The organism is Bradyrhizobium sp. UFLA01-814, assembly GCF_046718885.1.
Classification (GTDB): domain Bacteria; phylum Pseudomonadota; class Alphaproteobacteria; order Rhizobiales; family Xanthobacteraceae; genus Bradyrhizobium; species Bradyrhizobium elkanii.
Window position 1 is genome coordinate 13,560 of record NZ_JAQOSR010000103.1, and the last position, 18,671, is coordinate 32,230.

The window sequence follows — 18,671 nt, forward strand, 5'->3', positions numbered from 1 at the left end:
CTCACCAGGTCAGATGGTCCATCGTCCAGTGCGGCATCCGCGCCGCTGTGCCGGCCACGGTCTTGATCGCCCGCGGCAGATCGCTCGCCTGCGCAAGCGTCGCGCGGTGGGCGCCAGAGCCGATCAGCAGGGTCAGCATGCCGGCGGTCCGTCCACCGGCGATATCGTGATCGAGGGAGTCGCCGATGACGAGGATCCGGTCCGGCGGCGGCCGTCCCAATTGATCGCGCGCGGCGGCAAACATCGGTGGATACGGCTTGCCGACGAACAGCACGGTGCCGCCGAGCGAATGGTAGAATGCGGCGAGTGCGCCCGGCGCTGGGATCAGCCCCGCGACTCCGAACATCACGAGATCGGGATTGGCGCACAGCATCGGCAGCTGGCGTGCGGCAGCGGTTGCAAGCGGCTCACGCCAGCGTTCGGGCTCGGCCGCGTCATCGTCGAGACCGCCGAGCAGGATGAAGTCGGCGTCGCGCATGTTCGAGACCACCACAAGGTCGGTGCCGTCGACGATCGAGCGGTCACCGTCGCGCGAGATCAGGAAGCAGGCGCGTCCGAGCTCGGCAAAGGGAGCCTGCTCGCGCGCATGCAGGCCGCGCCAGGTGACCTCGCCCGAGGACAACACGCCGTCATAGGCGTCGGGCGGCAGGCCGAGCGTCGCGAGCCGCCGCTGGTTGCTGCCGGCGCGCTTGCCGGAATTGGACAGGATCAGGATGCGCTTGCCGGCTTCGCGCAGACGCGCCACGCAATCCAGCGCCGCGGGGAACACCGCCAGTCCCTCATGCAGCGTGCCCCACTGGTCGAGCAGCACATGATCGAAGCGGTCGGCGATGGCGTGAAGGCCGGCGATCGCGGTCGCGTCGGCCTTCATGGCGGGCCTCCGTTCAGCGCCAGCAGCGCGGCGCCGTAGCTTGCTTCGGTCTGCTCGGCGACCGAGACGGGAACGCCGAGGACGCGATGCCTGATCCGGGTCCATGCGTCGTTCTTCGCGCCGCCGCCGATGCCGATGACGCGGCGCAGGCGCGGCGCGCCGAGCCGCGCCAGCTGGCGGTAGGCGAGGGCTTCCACCGAGGCGATACCCTCGAGCAGCCCCTGGAAGAATCGGCAGTCCTCAGCCGGACGCGGCGTGACCCGCGCGGCCAGCGCCGGATCGGCGATCGGAAAGCGTTCGCCGGGTTTTGGCAGCGGATAGTAGTCGAGCCCGGTCGGCTGGTCCGGCGTCATCTGCGGTGTCAGCTGCTCCATCTCGGCGGCGGTGAAATGCACCAGCAGCGCGGCGCCGCCGGAGTTCGAGGCGCCGCCGGCAAGCCAGCGTTCGCCGAGCCGATGCGAATAGACGCCTTGGTCGGCCGCGAAGATCGGTTGGGTCGCAAGCTGCTTCACCACCAGCGTGGTGCCGAGCGAGGTGACGGCATCGCCCGGCTGGTCGGCGCGCGTTGCGATGAAGGCCGCAACGCCATCGGTGGTGCCGGCGGCGACCTGCGCCGTGGGCGGCAGTCCGAGCGACCGCGCGATTTGCGGATCCATCTCGGCGAATGGCGTGCCCGGCACCAGCACTTCGGGGAGCAGATCGTCTCGCACGCCGAGCTGGTCAAGCCAGGGCGGCCAGACGCGCGCGACCGGGTCGTAGCCGAGCTTCAGCGCGTTGTTCTCGTCGCTGATGCCGTGATGGCTCGCGAGCCGGCCGGCGATCCAGTCCGCCTGGTGAACGGCGTGGCGCGCATCGCCGATATAGTCATGGCTCAGCAGATAGAGCAGCTTGGCGAGCGCGCTGCTCGCGCCATGCGCGCCGCTCTCGCGCGGGGCGACCGCCGCGACGCGCGTCGCCTCACGCGTGGCGCGTGCATCATTGTACATCAGCCCCGGCGAGCAGGGCCGACCGGCGGCGTCGACCAGCAGCAGCGTGCCCGACGTACCGTCGACGACGATGCGCGTGACATCGCCGAGACCGACGCTCCCGCCGAGCTTGCGGATGGCCGCCACCGTAGCCTGCCACCACAGCTCCGGTGTCTGGTCGATGGCGTTGCCGTCGACGCGCGGTGCGGGCAGCGCGACGGCAGCGAAGCCGAGGATGCCGCCCTGCGGATCAATTGCGCAGGCTCGCACGCCTCCGGTTCCGACATCGATGCCGAGATACAAACCTCCCATGCGACCTCATCGCTCTCTGGTGCGCGCGCGTCGACGTTGGTTGCGCTGCAGCACGTTTGGGGGATTGACGCCCCGTTCGGCCTCTGCAATTTTTTGCAGGACGTGAATAAATTTGCAAGCGGACTTTTCCTGATATGGCACCCCCGCCCGACAGGCTGCCGGTGATCGACGGCGAGGCGTCGCTCGCGACGCGCGCGGCGTGGCTGTATTTCGCGGCGGGGCTCACCCAGTCCGAGGTCGCCGACCGCCTCAATATCCAGAGCACCAAGGCGCATCGCCTGATCGCGCGCGCCAGCCGCGAGGGCATGATCCGCGTGTTCGTCGAGGGGCCGGTCGCCGAATGCGTCGCGCTGGAGAACGATCTCGCGCAACGCTTCGGCCTCTCGTTCTGCCGCGTCGCGCCTGATCTCGGCGAGGGCGATCTGCCGCTGAAGGCGCTGGCGCTCGAAGGCGCGAGCTTCCTGCGCCAGATCCTGGAGCGCGGCCAGGACAAGGTGATCGGCTTCGGCCATGGCCGCACACTCGCGGCGGTCGTGGAGCAGATGCCGCAGACGCCGGCGCGCGACGCGCAGTTCGTGTCGCTGCTCGGCGGACTGACGCGGAAATTTGCCGCCAATCCGTTCGACGTGATTCACAAGCTCGCCGAGCGCACCGGCGCGGAAGCCTATCTGCTGCCGGTGCCGGTGTTCGCCAATTCGGTCGCCGACCGTGCCGTGCTGATGCAGCAATTCGGCATCGCCGACGTGTTCGCGCTGGCGCGCAAGGCCTCGCTGCTGTTCGTCGGCATCGGCCAGGTCAGCCGCGACGGCTTTCTGGTATCGAGCGGCATGATCAGGCCCGACGAGGTCGTCGAGCTGAAGCGCGTCGGCGCCTGCGCCGACCTGCTCGGACATTTCTTCAGCGCCGACGGAACGGTGCTGGACACCGATCTCTCGGCCCGCGCCACCTCGATGAGCATGCCCGATCTCAGGAAGCACCGGATCGTCGCCATCGCCGGCGGCCCGGCCAAGGTGACCGCGTTGCGCGGGGTGCTGCGCAGCGGCGTTCTGCACGGCCTCATCATCGACGAAGCGACAGCAAAGGCGCTCGCCACCGACAAGCCGGAGACCACATCCGGCAAGACAAGAAGCAAGACCCGGAAGGACACATAACAAGCGTCAACAAGGAGAGGAAATACATGTTCGATCGCGAGAAGAATCTGTTCGACTCCTACGCTGCCAAACGCATCAGCCGCCGCGATCTCCTGGACGGCGCCGCCAAGCTCGGCATCGCGGGCATCGCCGCCAACGCCGCCTTCGCCTCCTCGATGTCGAAGGCGATGGCCGCCGACTTCAACTGGAAGGCCCAGAGCGGCAAGAGCGTCAAGCTGCTGCTCAACAAGCATCCCTATGTCGATGCGATGATCGGCGACATCGAGGCGTTCAAGTCGCTCACCGGCATGAACGTCACCTACGACATCTTCCCGGAGGACGTTTATTTCGACAAGGTGACGGCGGCGCTGTCGTCGAAGTCGGACCAGTACGACGCCTTCATGACCGGCGCCTACATGACCTGGACCTATGGTCCGGCGGGCTGGATCGAAGACCTCAACACCTACATCAAGGATCCGGCCAAGACCAATCCGGCCTTCGCCTGGGACGACGTGCTGCCGGGCCTGCGCGCCTCGACGGCGTGGGACGGCGTCGCCGGCTCCGAGCTCGGCTCGGGCAAGGCCAAACAATGGTGCATCCCCTGGGGCTATGAGCTCAACAACATCACCTACAACCGCAACGTCTTCGACAAGGTGGGCGTCAAGCCGCCGAAGAATCTCGACGAGATGCTGGAGGTCGCGGCCAAGATCACCAAGGACGCCGGCGGCCCCTACGGCGTCGGCGTGCGCGGCTCGCGCTCCTGGGCGACCATCCATCCGGGCTTCCTGTCGGCCTATTCGAACTTCGGCCAGAAGGATTTCGTGATGGAGGGCGGCAAGCTGAAGGCCGCGATGAACACCAAGGCCTCGAAGGATTTTCACGACAAGTGGGTCAAGATGATCCAGACCTCGGGCCCGAAGAACTGGTCGACCTACACCTGGTACCAGGTCGGCACCGATCTCGGCGCCGGCGCCTCCGGCATGATCTTCGACGCCGACATTCTCGGCTATTTCATGAACGGCGGCGACAACAAGGAGAAGGGGCATCTCGGCTATGCGCCGTTCGCCGCCAATCCGGCCGCCAAGGCGCCGACCCCGAATGTCTGGATCTGGTCGCTCGCGATGTCGAGCTTCTCCAAGCAAAAGGACGCGGCGTGGCTGTTCATGCAATGGGCGGCCTCGGTCGAGCACGACCTGTTCGGCGCGCGCAAGATGGACTTCGTCAATCCGGTTCGCGCGTCGGTGTGGAAGGACAGCGAGTTCCGCGACCGCATCGCAAAGTCCTATCCGGGCTATCTCGAGCAGCACGACATGTCGTCGCCCGGCGCCAAGATCTACTTCACGGCGCAGCCGCTGTTCTTCGACCTGACGACCGAGTGGGCCGCCTCGCTGCAGAAGATGGTGGCCAAGGAGGTCAGCGTCGACGAAGGGCTCGACAAGCTCGCCGACAGCATCAACCGCCAGCTCAAGCAGGCCGGTCTCGGTTGACGGATCAACTGTGCGGTGCCTGATCCCCCGCACCGCACCCATCCGCCGGCTCGGACCCTTGTCCCATCCGAGCCGGCGGCGTTTGCCAGCCGAACGCGATCTCTTATCATCATGAGCATGGTCCAACTTCTCCAGACGAACGCGCAGGCAGCGCCGGCCAAACCAAGGCCGCGCGTGCGCCTCTTGCCCTATCTGCTCAGCCTGCCGGCGCTGCTCGTCTGCGTGGCGATCCTGGTTCCGTTCGTGACCGCGGCGGTCTATTCGCTGCAGCGCTACCGGCTGAACCTGCCTTACCTGCGCGGCTTCATCGGCGCCGGCAACTACATCGACTTCCTGTCCGATCCGGCGTTCTGGAATACGTTCCAGGTCTCGATCACCTATACCGTGCTGACCGTCGTGCTCGAGCTTCTGCTCGGCCTCGGCATCGCGCTGCTGCTGCGCCGGCCGACCCGCTTCCACAATGCGGTGTCGATCATGCTGCTACTGCCTCTGATGACGGCGCCGGCGATCGCCGCGCTGATGTGGAAGCTGATGACCAATCCGAGCTTCGGCATCTTGTCTTATTTCGTGGGCCTGTTCGGCGTCACCGATTTCAAATGGGCCTCCGATCCGTCGACGGCACTGTTCACGGTCGTGCTGGTCGACGTCTGGGTCTACACGCCCTTCATCATGATCCTGTTGCTCGCGGGCCTGCGCTCGCTGCCGCGGCAGCCGTTCGAGGCCGCGGCGCTCGACGGCGTGCCGGCGAGCTTTGTCTTCTTCCGCATCACGCTGCCGATGCTCGCGCCGTACATCATCACGGCGTCGCTGTTCCGGCTGCTCGATTCGATCCAGCAGTTCGACATCATCTATGCGATGACGCAGGGCGGGCCGGGCGACCGGCTGATGGTGTTCCAGGTACAGGCCTATCTGGAATTCTTTCAGTACACCAATGTCGGCAGGTCGGCTGCGCTGCTGATGATCCTCTGGCTCATCACCAACATCCTGTCGAACATCTTCATCAAGAACTGGCTGCGGTTGCGCGCGCGTGCGCACGGCCACGCGTGACGGGGGAGAGGCGCGATGGAACATTCCAGCCTTGCCGGTCGCATCTTCCGCGGCGTGGCGCTCACGCTGATCCTGATCTTCTTCATGTTTCCGATCGTCTGGATCTTCCTGATGTCGTTCCAGACTAATGAGCAGATCCTGCGGATCCCGCCGCGGATCCTGTTCGAGCCGACGCTTGCGAATTACGAGGCGTTGATCTCCGGCCAGCTGCGCACCGCGGCCGGCAATCTGCAGATCTCCTTCATGCGCAATCTCTTCAACAGCGTTGTGCTGTCGAGTGCGGCGGTGCTGCTGGCGCTGCTGCTCGGCGTGCCGGCGGCCTACGCGTTTGCGCGCTTCAAATTCCGCCTCGGCGAGAGCATCGCCTTCACGTTGCTGTCGTTCCGCTTTGCGCCGCCGCTGCTCGTGCTGCTGCCGCTGTCGCTGTACTACCAGGAGCTCGGTCTCAACGACACCTACTTCGGTATCGTCTGGGTCTATCAACTGATCGCGCTGCCGCTGATCCTGTGGATCGTGCGCGGCTATTTCGAGGATATCAGCCCTGATATCGAGCATGCCTACCGGCTCGCCGGGCATTCCTGGCGCGAGGCCTTCACCAGGATCGCGGTGCCGCTGGCAGGGCCGGGGATCGCTGCGGCGGGCCTGCTGTCCTTCATCTTCTGCTGGAACAATTTCGTCTTCGCGCTGATCCTGGCCTCCGCCGACAAGCAGCCGGTGACGGTCGGCGCGCTTGCCTTCGTCACCGCGTCCGGCATCCAGTACGGCCAGATCGCGGCCGCGATCGTGCTGTCGGTGACGCCGACCCTGTTGCTTGCGCTCTATGCGCAGCGCTATCTGGTCGAGGGTCTCTCGCTCGGCGCGGTGAAAGGCTGATCCGATGGCGCGTCTCGAGATCAACTCGGTGAGCAAGGCATTCGGTGCGGCACGGCCCGCCGACGGATTGTCGCTGGCGGTCGAGCCCGGCGAGATCGTGGCGGTGTTCGGACCGTCCGGCAGCGGCAAGACCGTGCTGCTGCGCATGATCGCGGGCATGTTCGAGCCTGATGACGGCGACATCCTGGTCGGCGGCCGCTCGGTCGTCGGTGCCCCGCCCGAACGGCGCGGGATCGGCATGGCGTTCCAGAACTTTGCCTTGTTCCCGCACATGACCGCCCACGAGAATATCGCAAGCGGCCTGCGCGCCAGGGCCGGCGGCGGCGATGTCGCCGGCCGCGTTGCCGCGATCAGCAGGCTGCTCAAGATCGAGCACGTGCTCGGCCACGCGCCGCGCGAACTGTCGAACGGACAGAAGCAGCGCACCGCGCTGGCACGGGCGCTGATCGGCAATCCGGATGTTCTGCTGCTGGATGATCCCCTGCGCAATGTCGATGCCAAGCTGCGCTACGAGATGCGGCTCGAGCTGCCGAACCTGCTGCGGCGCGGCACTGCCGCGGTGCTCTACGTGACCCAGGACTATCGCGAGGCGATGGCGATCGCCGACCGCATCGCGGTCTTGGTCGACGGCCGGCTCGCGCAGGTCGCAACGCCTGCCGATATCTATGCCCAGCCCGCATCGGTCGCGGTCGCGCGCCTGTTCGGCGATCCGACCATCAACCTCGCCGAGGTCTCGCCGGTAGCGGAGCACGGCATGCTGTCGGCTGACATCGCCGGCGCCAGGATGCGGCTCGGCGCGGCCGATGGCGCAGCACCTGCCGGTGCCTGTTGGCTCGGCGTCCGGCCCGAGGATCTCGCGGTCTCGTCGGCGTCCACCGATGACGCCGTCCCGGCGCGCATTCTCGCGATCACGCCGATGCATGAGAAGGCGGTGCTGCTGCTCCGTCTTGCCGACGGAACGGAATGGCTGGCGGCGCTGCCGCCGGATGCGCCGCAAGGCGCGGCCGACGATGCCGTTTTCGTCCGCTTCGCGCCCGACGCCGCGATGCTGTTCGATCGCGCGACCGGCCTGCGGATCGGGGCGTCGCACCGGCTCAAGGCGGCATAGGAGCGGATGGTCATGGACATGCTCGAGCTTCGAGGCATCGACAAGGTCTATCGCAGCCGCGGCAAAGAGCCGGTGCATGCGGTGCGCGCGCTCGATATGGCGGTCGAGAAGGGCGAGATCGTCGCACTGTTGGGATCGTCGGGCTGCGGCAAGACCTCGACCTTGCGCATGATCGCGGGGTTCGAGGACGTCTCGGCCGGATCGATCGCGCTCGGCGGGCGGCGGATCCACGAGCTGCCGCCGGCGCGGCGCAAGGTCGCGATGGCGTTCGAGGGCTACTCGCTCTATCCGCCGCTCACGGTCCGCGAGAACGTCGCGTTCGCGCTGAAATCCGCCCAATTGCCGCGCGCCGAGGTGGCGCGTCGCGTCGACGAGATCGCCCGCCTGGTCGAGATCGAGGACATCCTCGACAGCTATCCGCGCGCGATCTCGGGCGGCCAGCAGCAGCGCGTGTCACTGGCGCGGGCGCTGGTGCGCGACGCCGATCTCTATCTGCTCGATGAGCCGATGGGGCAGCTCGAACCGCAGCTGCGCGCGGTGCTGCGCGGCCGGATCAAGAGCTTGCTTGCCGAGCGCGGCATGACCGCGATCTTCGTCACCCACGACCAGACCGAAGCGAGTGCGCTGGCCGACCGCATCGCTGTCATGGAAGGCGGCGTGCTGCAGCAGTTCGCCAGCGAAAAGGAGCTGAAGGGCCGGCCGGCCAATCTGTTCGTCGCGAGCTTCATCGGCGAGCCGCCGATGAACCTGCTCGACGCTGGCGTGACGCGGTCGGATGGCGGCTTCCGCCTGTCGGTCGGAACCGACATGCGTTTCGATATCGCCGGCGCCGGACTCGACGTTGAGGCGGCGAAGGCGCTCGCCGCCACGACGCAGGTGCGGATCGGCATTCGTCCGCAGAAAATCGCGGTCGGGACCGGTGACGTCAAAGTCAACGTCGTCTCCAACCAGTGGCTCGGCGATCAATCGCATGTCGCCGGCGATTGCGGCGGCCGCATGCTGATCGCGGTCATGCCGGGCCGCGTCGCCGCGCGGCCGGGAGAGATTGTCTCGTTCGCGCTGGAGCCGCGTCACCTGCACATCTTTGGCAGTGACGGGACCTGCATTCGCCATGCGGAGGGAGCGTGACGATGACCGCTTCCGCAAGCCGCGACGTCATCATCGGCATCGATGCCGGTACCTCGCTGATCAAGGCGGTGGCGTTCACGCTGACCGGCGAGCAGCTTGCCGATGTTTCGCGGCCGAATGCGTATAGCAACCCGGCCAGCGGCCATGTCGAGCAGGACATGGCGCAGACCTGGAGCGATACGGTCGCCGTCATTCGTGCGCTGGCGAAGTCAGTGCCTGACCTGTCGGCGCGGATCGCGGCCGTCGCGGTGACCGGGCAGGGCGACGGCACCTGGCTGATCGATGACGACGGCCGGCCGGTTGCGCCGGCGCTGCTGTGGCTCGACTCGCGCGCCGGCCGGCTGGTCGAGGAGATTCGCGCCGGCGAGCGCAACGCATCGCTCTATCGCCGCACCGGCTCCGGGCTCAATGCCTGCCAGCAGGGGCCGCAACTGGCGTGGCTGCAGGCCCATATGCCCGACACGATCGCCAGCGCGACAACGGCCTTCCACTGCAAGGACTGGCTTTATTTCCTGCTCACCGGCGAGCGCGCAACCGATCCGTCGGAAGCCACCTTCTCCTGCGGCGATTTCCGCAAGCGAGCATTCGATGCGGAGACCGCGCGGTTGATCGGTATCGCCGAGCTGACGCGCCTGTTCCCTCCGGTCGTCGACGGCGCGGTCATGACGCATCCGCTGACAGCGGCCGCCGCCATCGAGATCGGCCTGCCGGAAGGTGTGCCGGTCTGCCTCGGCTATGTGGACGTGATCTGCAATGCGCTCGGCGCCGGGCTCTACGATCCGTCACCCGATGTCGGCTGCACCATCATCGGCTCGACCGGCATGCATATGCGACTGGTTCCGAGCGCCGACGCGGTGACGCTGAATCGGGAGGCAACCGGCTACACCATGCCGTTCCCGGTACCGGGTCATTATGCCCAGATGCAGTCCAACATGGCGGCGACGCTGAACATCGACTGGATGCTCGATCTCGCCTGCGACATGCTGGCGGCGGAAGGCGTGACGCGCACGCGCACTGAGCTGATCCGCCGGCTCGACGATCAGGTGCAGCGGGCGAGGCCCGGCGAGGTGCTGTTTCATCCGTTCATTTCCGATGCTGGCGAGCGCGGTCCGTTCGTCGCGCATGAGGCCAGCGCGCAATTCTTCGGCCTGCGGTCGCGCCACCGCTATGGCGACCTGATGCGCGGCGTGATGGAGGGCCTGGCCTTCGCCGCACGGGATTGTTACGCGGCGATGGGGTCGCTGCCGCGCGATATCAGGATCACAGGCGGCGCGGCGAAGAGCCGTGCGCTCGGCGCCATCCTCGGGGCCGCACTGGATTGCGACGTCCGGATCTGCAGCCGTGCCGAGGCCGGCGCAGCAGGTGCTGCGATGATCGCGGCGGTCGCGATCGATGCCTATCCCGACATGCGCGCATGCGCCGAGCAGTGGGTCGCGCCGCATCTAAGCGCGCCGCAATCGCCGGACGCCGCGCTGGCGAAGCGCTATGCCAGCATCTTCCCGACCTATCTCGAGGCAAGGCTGGCGTCGCGGCCGGTCTGGAAGCAACTCGCCGCGCTGCGTGCCGGAGGCGATCATGTCTAAGTCCATCGCCATCGTCGGCGACCGCTTCATGCTGCCCTCGGTGTTCGCCGAGCACATCCGATCGGCCTGCGGCGATGGCGTCGATATCCGCACCCTGGAGCAGCCTTGGCCGGACGAGCCGATGGAGCACGGTTACGCCGGCTCGAAGCTCGATGGCCTGAAGGAATTCATGGGGCAGCCCGACGAGATCATCGGCTTCATCGGCGATGCCGAGCTGCTCGTCACGCATCTGGCGCCGATCTCGCGGTCGATGCTGGAGCGGCTGCCGAAGCTGAAGTTCATCGCGGTGTCGCGGGGCGGCCCGGTCAACATCGACATGCAGGCGGCGCGCGACCACAACGTGCTGGTGGTCAATACGCCCGGCCGCAATGCGAGTGCGGTCGCGGAGTTCACCATCGGCGCCATTCTGGCCGAGACGCGCCTGATCCGCAGCGGCCACGAGGCGCTGCGTGGCGGGGAATGGCGCGGCGATCTCTATCGCGCCGATCGCACCGGGCGCGAGCTCGGCGAGATGACGGTCGGCATTGTCGGCTATGGCGCGATCGGCAGTCGCGTGGTCAAGCTGCTGAAGGCCTTCGGCTGCAAGATTTTGGTCGCCGACCCCTATGTCCAGCTCAGCGCCCAGGACCGCAATGACGGCGTCGAGCATGTCGCGCTCGGCGAATTGCTCGGCCGCGCCGACGTCGTCACGCTGCACGCCCGGGTGACGCCGGAGACCACCCGTTTCATCGGGCGCGAGGCGCTGGCGCGGATCAAGCCGGGCGCGTTCCTGATCAACACCGCGCGCGGGCCGCTGGTCGACTACGAGGCGCTGCATGATGCGCTGGCATCGGGGCATCTCGGCGGCGCCATGCTCGACACCTTCGCGGTCGAGCCGGTCCCGGCGGACTGGCCGCTGCTGCGACTTCCCAACGTCACGCTGACGCCGCACATCGCCGGCGCCTCCGTGCGCACCGTCACCGTGGCCGCCGGGCAGGCGGCCGAAGAGGTTCGTCGCTTCCTGGCCGGCGAGCCGCCACGCAATCCGTGCTGAAGAGAAAGGCAGTTCGTATGACCCGTGAGGAACGACAATTGCGCGAGGCTGTTATCGCCAAGTGCCGGTGGATGAACGCGTCGGGTCTCAACCAGGGGACATCGGGCAACATCTCCGCCCGCTACAAGGACCGGATGCTGATCACGCCGTCGGCGACGCCCTACGATTCGATGAAGCCGGAGATGATCGCCTCGATGCCGCTCGAGGGCGATTATGGCACGTGGGAGGGGCCGCTGCAGCCGTCCACCGAATGGCGCTTCCATCTCGACATCACGCGCGCCCGGCCCGATGTCGGCGCCATCGTCCATACTCACTCGACCTACGCGACCGTGCTCGCGATCGCGCGCAAGCCGATCCCGGCCTGCCACTACATGATGGCGGCGTTCGGCGGCACCGAGATCCGCTGCGCCGGCTACGCGCGCTACGGCACCAAGGAATTGTCCGACCATGCGATCACGGCGCTGGAAGGCCGCAATGGCTGCCTGCTCGCCAATCACGGCATGATCGCGCTCGGCGCCAATCTCGACAAGGCGATGTGGCTCGCGGTCGAGCTCGAGACCATCGCGCGGCAGTACTACCTCTCGCTGGCGCTCGACTCGCGCGTCATCCTGACCGACGAGGAGATTGCCGACACCGCGAAGGGCTTCTCCACCTACGGCCTGCAGGCGCCGAAGCCGAACAAGGCCCGCGCGACGGCAAAGGCGGCACCGCGCCGCGCCGAGAAACGGCGTAGCAGCAGGCGATGACGGGGACTGCGCCGGTCGCAGGCACCGATCACGGGCTGGTCGATATCGCGGTCATTGGTGGCGGCATCAACGGCGCCGGCATCGCCCGCGACGCCGCCGGCCGCGGGTTGAAGGTCCTGCTTTGCGAGAAGGATGATTTTGCCGAGGGCACCTCGTCGCGCTCGGGCAAGCTGATCCATGGCGGGCTGCGCTATCTCGAATATTACGAGTTCCGCCTGGTGCGCGAGGCGTTGATCGAGCGCGAGGTGCTGCTGGCGTCCGCGCCCCACATCATCTGGCCGATGCGCTTCGTGCTGCCGCATTCGCCGGAGCAGCGGCCGGCCTGGCTGGTCCGCACCGGGCTGTTGCTCTACGACCATCTCGGTGGCCGCAAGCAGCTGCCGGCGAGCCGCAGCCTGGATCTGTCGCGCGCCCCGGAGGGCGCGCCGCTGCGTCGGGAGTTCCGGCGAGGCTTCGAATATTCGGACTGCTGCGTCGATGACAGCAGGCTGGTGATCCTCAATCTGATCGATGCCGCGCAGAACGGCGCCTGCATCCTGCCGCGCACGCGGGCGGTGCGTGCGCGCCGCGACGGCGAGATCTGGCTGCTCGAGATGCACGGCGATGACGGCACAACGCAGGTCGTGCGGTCGCGCGCGCTGGTCAACGCCGCCGGGCCGTGGGTTCAGGATGTCATCCAGGGCGTGGCGGGCCTGAACTCCGCCCAGAGCGTACGGCTGGTCAAGGGCAGCCATATCGTGGTGCCGAAATTCTGGAGCGGGCCGCAGGCCTATCTGCTGCAGAACAGCGATCGCCGGGTGATCTTCGTCAATCCCTATGAGGACGACCTCGCGCTGATCGGCACCACCGACATTCCCTATCACGGCCGGGCCGAGGACGTCGCGATCGGTGAGGACGAGACCGATTATCTGTTGCAGGTCTTGCGCCGCTATTTCCAAACGCCGCCGCAGGCGAGCGCGATCGTGCACGCGTTCTCCGGAGTCCGGCCGCTCTATGACGACAACGCCGACAATCCGTCGGCCGTGACGCGCGACTATGTGTTCGAAGTCCACAGCGCCGAGGGCGTGCCGCCGCTGCTCTCGATCTTCGGCGGCAAGATCACGACCTACCGCCGGCTGGCGGAGCAGGCGCTGCAGCGCCTCGCGCCGTGGTTTCCGAAGCTGTCGTCGGCCTGGACCGCGCATCGGCCGCTGCCGGGCGGCGACATCGGCGGCAGCTTCGATGAATTCGCGAATCGGCTGGCACGCGACTATCCCGATTTGCCGCGACCGCTCGTCCATCACTATGCCCGTCTCTATGGGACGCGCGCGCGCCAACTGCTGGGTCCGGTCCGCCGCGCCGTCGACCTGGGCCGTCATTTCGGCGGTGAGTTCTATGAATGCGAAGCGGTGTATCTTCGAGAGAATGAGTGGGCCAGGAAGCCTGCCGACTTCCTGGATCGGCGCACCAAGCACGGCCTGCATTTGACGCCGGCGCAGCGCCTCGCGTTCGAGAGCTTTCTCTAGGACGGCATCCGCATCCAGATGCGTCACGCAATCGTTTTCAAATACAGGCTCGGATCGAAATATTTGCTTGCCGGCGTAAAGTCCTTGATGCCGGCATTGGCCATGAAGAAGTCGGTCGATTGCTGCAGCCAGTTGGTGACCGTGCCGTCGGAATACATCCGCTTCCAGTCCCGCGACGAGAACATCTTCTGCGCCTTGAACGATTCGTCGATGTCGGCCATCGGCGTCTGGCTGTAATGGCCCTTCTGCAACTTTTCCATCGCTTCGGTGCTGTTCGCAATGATGTAGTCATTGGCATCGGCCCAGCCACGGATCAGCTTCGCCAGCGTTTCCTTGTTGGGCTCGTAATAATCGTTGGCCGCGGCCCAGCCGCCGATGATCGCGGCCTTTGGATAGTAGGCTGAGGCGTCGGCGAGCTTGACCGCGCCCGGCACCTTGTCGCGAACCGTCACGTTGAAGGGCACCCAGAGCGCAACGGCAGGCACGGCGCCTGAAATGAAGGCGGTTACGGCGGCCGGCATGGTCTGGTTGACGAGTTCGACCTGTTTGGGATCGACCTTGTTCGCGCGCAGCGCGGTGTCCAGGAACACATGCGCGGTGGTGCCGGTCGCAGTTGCGATCCGCTTGCCCTTCAGATCCTCGAACGACTTGATGCCCTGATCGCCGCGCACCCAGAGCTGCGCGGTCGCAACCTCGATGTCGTTGATGAGGAAGACCTTGCCCTGGCCCCGGGCGGGGAAGTTCGAGAGCACGGCGCCCGTCGCCAGCACGTCGAGGCTGCCGCCGATCAGCGCCTGGAAGATTTCGAGGCCGGTATTGAACTGCCGCAGCTCGAGATCCAGTCCCTGCTTTTCGAAGGAGCCGCGGTCCATGCCGGTCCAGATCTGGCCGTCGACGGCAACGGTGTGCAGATAGCCGACACGAACTTTTGTTTTTGCTTGCGCAATCGCGGGCGCTGCGGCCGTGAAGCTTCCGAGGGCAAGCCCGGCCGTCGTGGTCAGAAACTGTCGCCGATCCATAGGTCGTCCTCCGCTGTGTTATTTATTCCGAGAATGAGACCGGACGCATCTGCGCCTGCTGGGCGCGATACTCGTCCATCACCAGATGCTTGATATGGCTTCGCAGCTCGCCGAATTCCGGCCGCTCCTGGATCGATTCGTCACGCGGATAGGCGAACGGCACGTCGATGATCTGCCTGATCCGCGCCGGCCGCGCGGTCACCACCACGATACGGGACGCGAGATAGATCGCCTCCTCCACGGAATGGGTGATCAGCATGACCGTCTTGCCTTCGGTCTGGAGCACCTTGAGCAGCAGGTTCTGCATGTTGGAGCGGGTCTGGGCGTCGAGCGCACCGAACGGCTCGTCCATCAGTAGGAACTGCGGCTTGACGGCGTAAGCCCGCGCGATCGCGAGCCGCTGACGCATGCCGCCGGACAAATGCTTCGGATAGGAGTTGGCGAAGTCGGACAGCCCCATCAGGCCGAGATAGTGATCGCAGATCGAATCGCGCTCGCCGGCCGCGACGTGATTGGCCCGGAGCGTCAGGCCGAATGCGATGTTCTGTTTCACCGTCAGCCACGGGAAGACGCCATATTCCTGGAAGATGACGCCGCGCTCGGGACCGGGACCGGCGACGGGCTGTCCGTCGAACAGCACGCTTCCGGTCGTCGGCTTCTGGAAGCCGGCGAGCATGCTCATCATCGTGGTCTTGCCGCAGCCAGAAGGGCCGATTACCGCGATGAAATCGCCATCGTTGATATCGTAGCTGACATCCTCGACGACGTTGAGGCGTCCCTTCGGGGTCTCGAAGGCAAGCGAAACCTTGTCGAACCGTGCACGCGTGGTCATGCGATGGCCCGATCCTGCCAGACCAGCAACCGGGCCGTGATCTTGCGCAGGATCATGTCCATGATCAGCGCGATCAGGCCGATGCAGATGATGCCGACATAGATGACGTCGAGCAGGAAGTAGGTCGACGCATTCTGGATCATGGCGCCAAGCCCACGCTGGGCTGCGATCAGTTCGGATGCCACCAGCGTCGCCCAGGCTACCCCAAGCGCGACCCGCAGCGCGGTGAGGATGTGCGGAACGGTGAGGGGAATGATGACCTTGCGGAAGATTTCCGCCTGACTGGCGCCGAGCGTCTGCGCCACGCGGATATAGAGCGGCGTGATCTGCGAGACTCCCTCATACATGACGATCACGCCGGAGAAGAACGAGGCGTAGAACAGGATGACGAGCTTTGCGAGCTCGTCCACGCCGAAATAGACGATGACGAGCGGGATCAGCGCGATCGGCGGCAGCGCGCGGAAGAAGTTGATCATGGGGTCGGCGAAGGTGCGGGCCGGGCGATACCATCCGAGCAGAAAGCCGACGGGCACCGCGACGAGAATTCCAAGCGAGACGCCGAAAAAGACGCGCCTGGTCGAGGCGAAGATGTCGATCAAAAGGCCTTCCTTGGTGAGAAGCTCGACGAACTTCGCGGCGACCTGGTGCGGGGCGGGGATCAGCGATGCGTTGACGAAGCCGCTCCAGCGCACGGCATACCAGAGCAGGATCGCTCCGACCCACGGTATCAACCCGAGACCAAAGCGTCTCACGCCAGCTCCGTCCATTCGACGCATCCACCCAGATTGCAGTTGATGTTTGGCCAAGTCATATTATAAATAGGATGACCATACAAGCGCCGCTTTGGTCGTAGGCGCCGCAGGCTTTTCCGCGCATGACATCGCCGCCTTTCACTATCCGGAGCGTCCAGGCCTTTGGCTTTCGCTATCCGCTGACGACGCCGGTCATCACCTCGTTCGGGCGCATGGCGGACCGGCCTGCCGTGTTCGTTCGGGTCGAGGACACGGACGGTTACGCGGGCTGGGGCGAGGTCTGGTGCAACTTTCCCGCGCCGGGCGCCGAGCATCGTGTTCGGCTGGTCAACGAGGTACTGGCACCGGCGCTTGTCGGATTCAGGGCAAGCGAACCTGATGCCGCATTCGAGCGATTAACGCGGGGAACTTCGGTGCTCGCGTTGCAATCCGGCGAAGCGGGCCCGTTCGCGCAATCGATCGCCGGCATCGATCTCGCGGTCTGGGATCTCCATGCGCGCCGCCGGAACGTTGCGTTGTGGAAACTGCTTGGCGGATCGCGGAAGCGGATCAAGGTCTATGCCAGCGGCATCAATCCAGTCGGATCGGAGCGAGCGGCGGAAGCAGCCCTCGGCCGCGGCTACCGCGCCTTGAAGCTGAAGATCGGCTTCGATCCGGCAGACGACCGGGCCAACCTCGCCGCGCTGCGCCGCCTCGTCGGCAATGGCATGCTTGCAGCCGACGTCAACCAGGGTTGGACCATCGCGCAGGCGCTCGAGCGTGCGCCGCAGCTCGAGCCGTTCGGCCTTGACTGGCTCGAGGAGCCCATCCGCGCGGACCGTCCGCGGCAGGAATGGAAGCAATTGAGCGAGACGATCCGCTTTCCACTCGCGGCCGGTGAGAACATCACGAGCCACGCCGGCTTTGCCGAGGTGCTGAGCGAGCCGGTTCTCGGTATCGTCCAGCCTGACATCGCCAAGTGGGGCGGGCTCTCGGCTTGCGCCGGCGTCGCCCGCGACATCCTGACGTCAGGTAAGATGTTCTGTCCGCACTATCTCGGCGCCGGCATCGGCCTGTTGGCATCGGCGCATCTGCTGGCGGGCGTCGGCGGCGAGGGACTGCTGGAGGTCGACAGCAATGAGAACCCGCTGCGGGATCAATTCTGCGGCCCCGTGCTTCATGTCAGCGATGGAATGATCGAGCTCGGCGACGAGGCGGGTCTCGGCTTCACCCCCGATCTTGCCTCGATCGAACAATACCGGACCGCCTGATGTCGGGGCTTGGCTACGATTACATCATCGTCGGTGCGGGGTCGGCCGGCTGTGTGGTCGCAAACAGACTGTCGGCCGATCCTGCCTGCCGCGTGCTGCTGCTGGAAGCCGGCGGATCGGACCGGAATTTCTGGCTCAAGCTGCCGGTCGGGTATTACCGGACCATCTACAACGAGCGCTTCTCGCGCCTGTTCAAGACCGAGCCGTCGGAAGGAAGCGGCGGCCGCGCCATCATCTGGCCGCGCGGCCGCGTGCTCGGCGGATCGTCGTCGATCAACGGCCTGATCTTCATCCGCGGCCAGCACGAGGATTTTGACGACTGGGAACGTCTCGGCGCTGCCGGCTGGAGCTATCGCGACGTCCTGCCCTATTTCCGGCGCTACGAGCGCTACCGCGGCGGCGAGAGCCAGTTTCACGGCGGCCTCGGTGAGTTCGAGGTCTCCGATCTCCGGAACGACAACCCGGCGTCGAGGGCCTGGGTGGAGGCTGGCGTGCAGTTCGGTCTGCCGCGCAATCCCGACTTCAACGGCGCGACGACGCTTGGTGTCGGTTCCTATCAGCTCGGCATCGGGCGGCATTGGCGGACCAGCTCGGCATCCGCCTTTCTTCGACCGATTGCCGACCGGCGCAACCTGACCATCATCACGCACGCACAGGTGAGCAAAGTCACCTTCAACGGCCGCGTCGCGACCGGCGTCGAGTGGATCAGCAAGGGGCAGGTTCATCGCGCGACAGCCGATCGCGAGGTCATCCTGTCCGGCGGCGCGCTGCAATCGCCGCAAATCCTCCAGCTTTCCGGGATCGGTCCGGCCGACCTGCTTCGCAAGCACGGTATCGCCGTCGTCACCGACTCGCCCGAAGTCGGCTCCAATCTGCAGGACCATTACCAGGCACGGCTGATCGTGCGCCTGAAGGAGCGGATCTCGCTCAATGACCAGGTCCGCAATCCTGTCGAGCTCGCGAAGATGGGGTTGCAGCTGTCTCTTATACACATCTCCGAGCCCACGAGACTTAGGATATCATCTCGTAT

The 18,671-nt window shown here is 66.0% G+C and carries 17 protein-coding genes; 12 read left to right on the forward strand and 5 right to left on the reverse strand.

The annotated features are described in order from the left end of the window. Position 1: 1 nt before the first annotated feature. The gene (locus tag PMN64_RS27300; protein WP_411782878.1) at positions 2–871 is read right to left on the reverse strand and encodes a TIGR01459 family HAD-type hydrolase; all 870 of its coding nucleotides are present in this window, start codon (positions 869–871) and stop codon (positions 2–4) included. Beyond that, the gene (locus PMN64_RS27305; protein ID WP_411782879.1) at positions 868–2,148 is read right to left on the reverse strand and encodes an FGGY-family carbohydrate kinase; all 1,281 of its coding nucleotides are present in this window, start codon (positions 2,146–2,148) and stop codon (positions 868–870) included. Before PMN64_RS27305 ends, PMN64_RS27300 begins: the two co-directional genes overlap by 4 nt. 134 nt (positions 2,149–2,282) lie before the next feature. Between PMN64_RS27305 and PMN64_RS27310 the strand changes: the two genes are divergently transcribed. From PMN64_RS27310 to PMN64_RS27355, 10 genes are all read left to right on the forward strand, one after another. Further along, on the forward strand, positions 2,283–3,299 hold the full coding sequence (locus tag PMN64_RS27310; RefSeq protein WP_411782880.1) for a sugar-binding transcriptional regulator: 1,017 nt from the start codon (positions 2,283–2,285) through the stop codon (positions 3,297–3,299). Positions 3,300–3,325: 26 nt separating this feature from the next. After that, positions 3,326–4,765, forward strand: coding sequence for an extracellular solute-binding protein (locus PMN64_RS27315; RefSeq protein WP_225645743.1), 1,440 nt, complete (start codon positions 3,326–3,328; stop codon positions 4,763–4,765). A gap of 117 nt (positions 4,766–4,882) precedes the next feature. Beyond that, a complete protein-coding gene (locus tag PMN64_RS27320) occupies positions 4,883–5,812 on the forward strand; it encodes a carbohydrate ABC transporter permease (RefSeq protein WP_411782881.1) in 930 nt (309 codons plus the stop codon). A 15-nt stretch (positions 5,813–5,827) separates the two neighbouring features. After that, entirely contained in the window at positions 5,828–6,685 is an 858-nt protein-coding gene (locus PMN64_RS27325) for a carbohydrate ABC transporter permease (RefSeq protein ID WP_018273209.1), read from the forward strand. 4 nt (positions 6,686–6,689) lie between these two features. Beyond that, positions 6,690–7,793: an ABC transporter ATP-binding protein gene (locus PMN64_RS27330; protein WP_411782882.1), complete on the forward strand. Its 1,104-nt coding sequence runs from the start codon at positions 6,690–6,692 to the stop codon at positions 7,791–7,793. Between the two features lie 12 nt (positions 7,794–7,805). After that, positions 7,806–8,921, forward strand: coding sequence for an ABC transporter ATP-binding protein (locus PMN64_RS27335; RefSeq protein WP_411782883.1), 1,116 nt, complete (start codon positions 7,806–7,808; stop codon positions 8,919–8,921). Between the two features lie 2 nt (positions 8,922–8,923). Continuing rightward, a complete protein-coding gene (locus PMN64_RS27340; RefSeq protein ID WP_411782884.1) occupies positions 8,924–10,504 on the forward strand; it encodes an FGGY family carbohydrate kinase in 1,581 nt (526 codons plus the stop codon). Next, complete coding sequence (locus tag PMN64_RS27345) at positions 10,497–11,537, forward strand: 2-hydroxyacid dehydrogenase (RefSeq protein ID WP_411782885.1); 1,041 nt, start codon at positions 10,497–10,499, stop codon at positions 11,535–11,537. Before PMN64_RS27340 ends, PMN64_RS27345 begins: the two co-directional genes overlap by 8 nt. 17 nt (positions 11,538–11,554) lie before the next feature. Then, positions 11,555–12,283, forward strand: coding sequence for a class II aldolase/adducin family protein (locus tag PMN64_RS27350; RefSeq protein ID WP_304496654.1), 729 nt, complete (start codon positions 11,555–11,557; stop codon positions 12,281–12,283). Then, on the forward strand, positions 12,280–13,788 hold the full coding sequence (locus PMN64_RS27355; RefSeq protein WP_411782886.1) for a glycerol-3-phosphate dehydrogenase: 1,509 nt from the start codon (positions 12,280–12,282) through the stop codon (positions 13,786–13,788). The genes PMN64_RS27350 and PMN64_RS27355 overlap by 4 nt, the downstream gene beginning before the upstream one ends. A gap of 23 nt (positions 13,789–13,811) precedes the next feature. Here PMN64_RS27355 and PMN64_RS27360 read toward each other — a convergent pair whose 3' ends face one another. From PMN64_RS27360 to PMN64_RS27370, 3 genes are read right to left on the reverse strand one after another with little or no spacing between them, the layout of a single operon-like run. Further along, positions 13,812–14,807 (reverse strand): ABC transporter substrate-binding protein, encoded by a 996-nt coding sequence (locus PMN64_RS27360; RefSeq protein ID WP_028335663.1) that lies wholly within the window; start codon positions 14,805–14,807, stop codon positions 13,812–13,814. A 22-nt stretch (positions 14,808–14,829) separates the two neighbouring features. Further along, positions 14,830–15,639: an ABC transporter ATP-binding protein gene (locus PMN64_RS27365; RefSeq protein ID WP_028341191.1), complete on the reverse strand. Its 810-nt coding sequence runs from the start codon at positions 15,637–15,639 to the stop codon at positions 14,830–14,832. Continuing rightward, a complete protein-coding gene (locus tag PMN64_RS27370) occupies positions 15,636–16,391 on the reverse strand; it encodes an ABC transporter permease (RefSeq protein WP_411782887.1) in 756 nt (251 codons plus the stop codon). The genes PMN64_RS27365 and PMN64_RS27370 overlap by 4 nt, the downstream gene beginning before the upstream one ends. Before the next feature lie 122 nt (positions 16,392–16,513). Here PMN64_RS27370 and PMN64_RS27375 point away from each other — a divergent pair, with 122 nt between their 5' ends. Together PMN64_RS27375 and PMN64_RS27380 are read left to right on the forward strand one after the other, a co-directional pair. Beyond that, on the forward strand, positions 16,514–17,641 hold the full coding sequence (locus PMN64_RS27375) for a mandelate racemase/muconate lactonizing enzyme family protein (protein WP_028341189.1): 1,128 nt from the start codon (positions 16,514–16,516) through the stop codon (positions 17,639–17,641). After that, on the forward strand, positions 17,641–18,671 hold a 1,031-nt coding region (locus PMN64_RS27380), incomplete at its 3' end, for a GMC family oxidoreductase (RefSeq protein ID WP_411782888.1). The genes PMN64_RS27375 and PMN64_RS27380, both read left to right, overlap by 1 nt.

Bases quoted from the DNA above. Each gene is read 5' to 3' on its own strand.
- PMN64_RS27300 (WP_411782878.1), bottom strand. From the start codon at position 871: ATGAAGGCCGACGCGACCGCGATCGCCGGCCTTCACGCCATCGCCGAC.
- PMN64_RS27320 (WP_411782881.1), top strand. From the start codon at position 4,883: ATGGTCCAACTTCTCCAGACGAACGCGCAGGCAGCGCCGGCCAAACCA.
- PMN64_RS27345 (WP_411782885.1), top strand. From the start codon at position 10,497: ATGTCTAAGTCCATCGCCATCGTCGGCGACCGCTTCATGCTGCCCTCG.
- PMN64_RS27330 (WP_411782882.1), top strand. From the start codon at position 6,690: ATGGCGCGTCTCGAGATCAACTCGGTGAGCAAGGCATTCGGTGCGGCA.
- PMN64_RS27360 (WP_028335663.1), bottom strand. From the start codon at position 14,807: ATGGATCGGCGACAGTTTCTGACCACGACGGCCGGGCTTGCCCTCGGA.
- PMN64_RS27350 (WP_304496654.1), top strand. From the start codon at position 11,555: ATGACCCGTGAGGAACGACAATTGCGCGAGGCTGTTATCGCCAAGTGC.
- PMN64_RS27375 (WP_028341189.1), top strand. From the start codon at position 16,514: ATGACATCGCCGCCTTTCACTATCCGGAGCGTCCAGGCCTTTGGCTTT.
- PMN64_RS27355 (WP_411782886.1), top strand. From the start codon at position 12,280: ATGACGGGGACTGCGCCGGTCGCAGGCACCGATCACGGGCTGGTCGAT.
- PMN64_RS27340 (WP_411782884.1), top strand. From the start codon at position 8,924: ATGACCGCTTCCGCAAGCCGCGACGTCATCATCGGCATCGATGCCGGT.
- PMN64_RS27305 (WP_411782879.1), bottom strand. From the start codon at position 2,148: ATGGGAGGTTTGTATCTCGGCATCGATGTCGGAACCGGAGGCGTGCGA.
- PMN64_RS27325 (WP_018273209.1), top strand. From the start codon at position 5,828: ATGGAACATTCCAGCCTTGCCGGTCGCATCTTCCGCGGCGTGGCGCTC.
- PMN64_RS27315 (WP_225645743.1), top strand. From the start codon at position 3,326: ATGTTCGATCGCGAGAAGAATCTGTTCGACTCCTACGCTGCCAAACGC.
- PMN64_RS27335 (WP_411782883.1), top strand. From the start codon at position 7,806: ATGGACATGCTCGAGCTTCGAGGCATCGACAAGGTCTATCGCAGCCGC.
- PMN64_RS27310 (WP_411782880.1), top strand. From the start codon at position 2,283: ATGGCACCCCCGCCCGACAGGCTGCCGGTGATCGACGGCGAGGCGTCG.
- PMN64_RS27365 (WP_028341191.1), bottom strand. From the start codon at position 15,639: ATGACCACGCGTGCACGGTTCGACAAGGTTTCGCTTGCCTTCGAGACC.